At 75.8% G+C, this 2,333-nt stretch carries 2 protein-coding genes; both read right to left on the bottom strand.

Annotated features, from left to right (window positions below; all coding sequences use genetic code 11):
* The coding region (locus FF041_RS27470) for an O-antigen ligase family protein (protein WP_228388664.1) at positions 1–1,426 on the bottom strand (1,426 nt) is incomplete at its 3' end.
* A gap of 2 nt (positions 1,427–1,428) precedes the next feature.
* On the bottom strand, positions 1,429–2,333 hold a 905-nt coding region (locus FF041_RS27465), incomplete at its 5' end, for an exopolysaccharide biosynthesis polyprenyl glycosylphosphotransferase (RefSeq protein WP_228388663.1).

The raw sequence follows: 2,333 nt of genomic DNA, 5'->3' as shown, positions 1-2,333 counted from the left end.
CATCGCGTACGGGAGAGCCGGGCGCGGCCAGCGCCCACCACGCCCCCAGGCCCAGCACCACACCGGTGAGCACCGTCGACGGGCCGCCGATGTCCGCGTACAGGAAGTCGACCGTCTGCCAGAGCGTCAGCGCGACCGCCAGCAGCCCGCAGTCGGCGGCCCGCCGCCGTGCGGGGCGCGGCCGGGAGCGGGTCAGCCCGCTCACCCCGCGGGCGAGGATCGCCGCCCAGCTGCCCGTGAACGCGACGGCCCCGATCAGCCCCTGCTCGCTGAGGATCAGCAGATACATGTTGTGCGGCGACAGCAGCGGCTGGCGGAGGAAGGCATGGCCCGCGCCCGCCGTGTCGCCGCCGGAGGAGAGCCCGATGGAGGCGTGGCCGTCGCGGTGCGCGGGAAAGCCCTTCGGCCCCACCCCGGTCACCGGCTTCTCCCGCCACATGCTCACGGCCGCGGCCCACATCGTGTACCGGTCGCTGACCGAGCGGTCGGGGGCCGCCGTCACCCGGGTGATGCTGCTCAGGCGCTCGGAGATCAGCTGTGAGCCGACGCCGAAGCCGCCGACGAGCACCACCGCGACCGCCGTCAGCACGGCCAGCGCCCGTACCGCCTGCCGCAGCCCGGTCAGCGCGATCATCACCAGGGCGGCCAGCCCGGTCGCGATCCACGAGCCCCGGCTGAAGGACAGCGCGAGCGGCACGACCAGCGCTCCGGCCGCGACGACCGCGGCGGGCCGCAGCCACCGGGGCGTGCCCGGCGGCGGGCGCAGCGCGATCGCGGCGGCGGCCAGCAGTCCGTACGCGACGACCGTGGCCATGCCCATGACGTCGGTGGGGCCGAAGGTGCCCACGGCCCGGATGTCCTCGCCCATGTAGGACGCGCCGGTCCCGGTGGCGTACTGGCGCACCCCGATCGCGCCCTGCGCCAGCGCGAGCACGACCAGGCACCCCGCGATGACGCGGAAGTCCCGGGCGTCCCTGATGAGCAGCAGCACGGCGACCGGGACCAGGACGAAGACCTGGAGATAGCGGATGAGTCCGGGGAGCGCGGCCGACGGGTCCGCCGCGGTCACCGTGGTGACGGCGACGGCGACCGCCGGGAGGGCGAAGACCAGCGCGGCGGCCGGGGTCAGCGGTCTGCGCCGGGCCCGCGCCGCCCGGGCCAGACAGAAGAGGACGAGTGCGGCGGAGGCGAGGTCGGCGGGCGCGATCCCGCCGGTGCCCGCCTCGGTCCCCTCCGGCAGCGGGGCGGCGAGCAGCAGCACGGTCGCGATGAGCGGCAGCAGCGGCAGCCAGCGTCCGGCCGCCGGCCGCCGGGAGGTCGCCTCCCGGCGGAAGGCCGCCGCCTGCCGGGAGGCGGCCTCCGCACCGGCGGGACCCCGTCCGCTCCGGTCGGCCCCGAGGACCCCGGTCCCCCACATCACCGTCATGCTCAGCTGCCTCCGAGCCGGAACAGCGAGGCCGCGGTGCGCGCCAGGATGCAGACGTCCTGCCAGGGCGACCAGGTCTCGATGTAGTGGTTGTCGAAGCGGGCCCGTTCCTCGATGGAGGTGTCGCCGCGCAGTCCGTGGATCTGGGCGAGCCCGGTGATGCCCGCGGGCATCCGGTGCCGGGCCTGGTAGCCGGGGTGGGCCCGGCTGAACCGGGCCACGAAGTAGGGGCGTTCGGGCCTCGGCCCGACCAGGCTCATATCGCCGCGCAGCACATTCCACAGCTGGGGCAGCTCATCGAGCGAGGTCCGGCGGAGCACACTGCCCGTGGTGGACATCCGCCGGTCGAAGGCGACGTTCCAGCGGGTGGCGGACTCATGCTCGTCGACGGGGCAGAGGGTGCGGAACTTCAGCAGCGTGAACGGTTCTCCGTCGAGCCCGACGCGCTCCTGCCGGAAGATCACGCCGGGCCCGTCGGCGATCCGCACGGCCAGCGCGCACACCGCCATCACGGGTGCGGCGAAGACCAGCGCGAGCGCGGCCAGCGCGGTGTCGATGACGCGTTTGACCGCACGGGCGACGGGCCGGTGCCCGGCGCTGTGCAGCGGCCGTACGGAGAACCCCCAGAGGTGGTCGTGGCCCGTGGCCCGGCGCCAGAGGTTTCCGGCGGCGGCGCCGCCGTCCACCAGCCAGACCCGGCAGCCGTACCGGGCGAACAGCGCGAGCAGCGCCGACGTCTCGGCGTCCGCGCCGGGCGGCTGGGTGAAGACCACATGCCGTACGGCGTCCCGTACGACGGCGCGGGCGATGTCCCGCCTGCCCGTGAGCGGGGGCAGCGCTCCGCCCGGCGCGGCGGCCTCGCCCCGCCCGGCGGCGGGCACGGGCAGCGGGCCCGTGCCCGCGGTGT

The sequence above is a fragment of the Streptomyces jumonjinensis genome (assembly GCF_009600885.1).
GTDB classification, from domain to species: Bacteria; Actinomycetota; Actinomycetes; order Streptomycetales; family Streptomycetaceae; genus Streptomyces; species Streptomyces jumonjinensis.
Note: the sequence above shows the minus strand (reverse complement) of the source record. Positions and strands in the feature narration are given on the sequence as shown.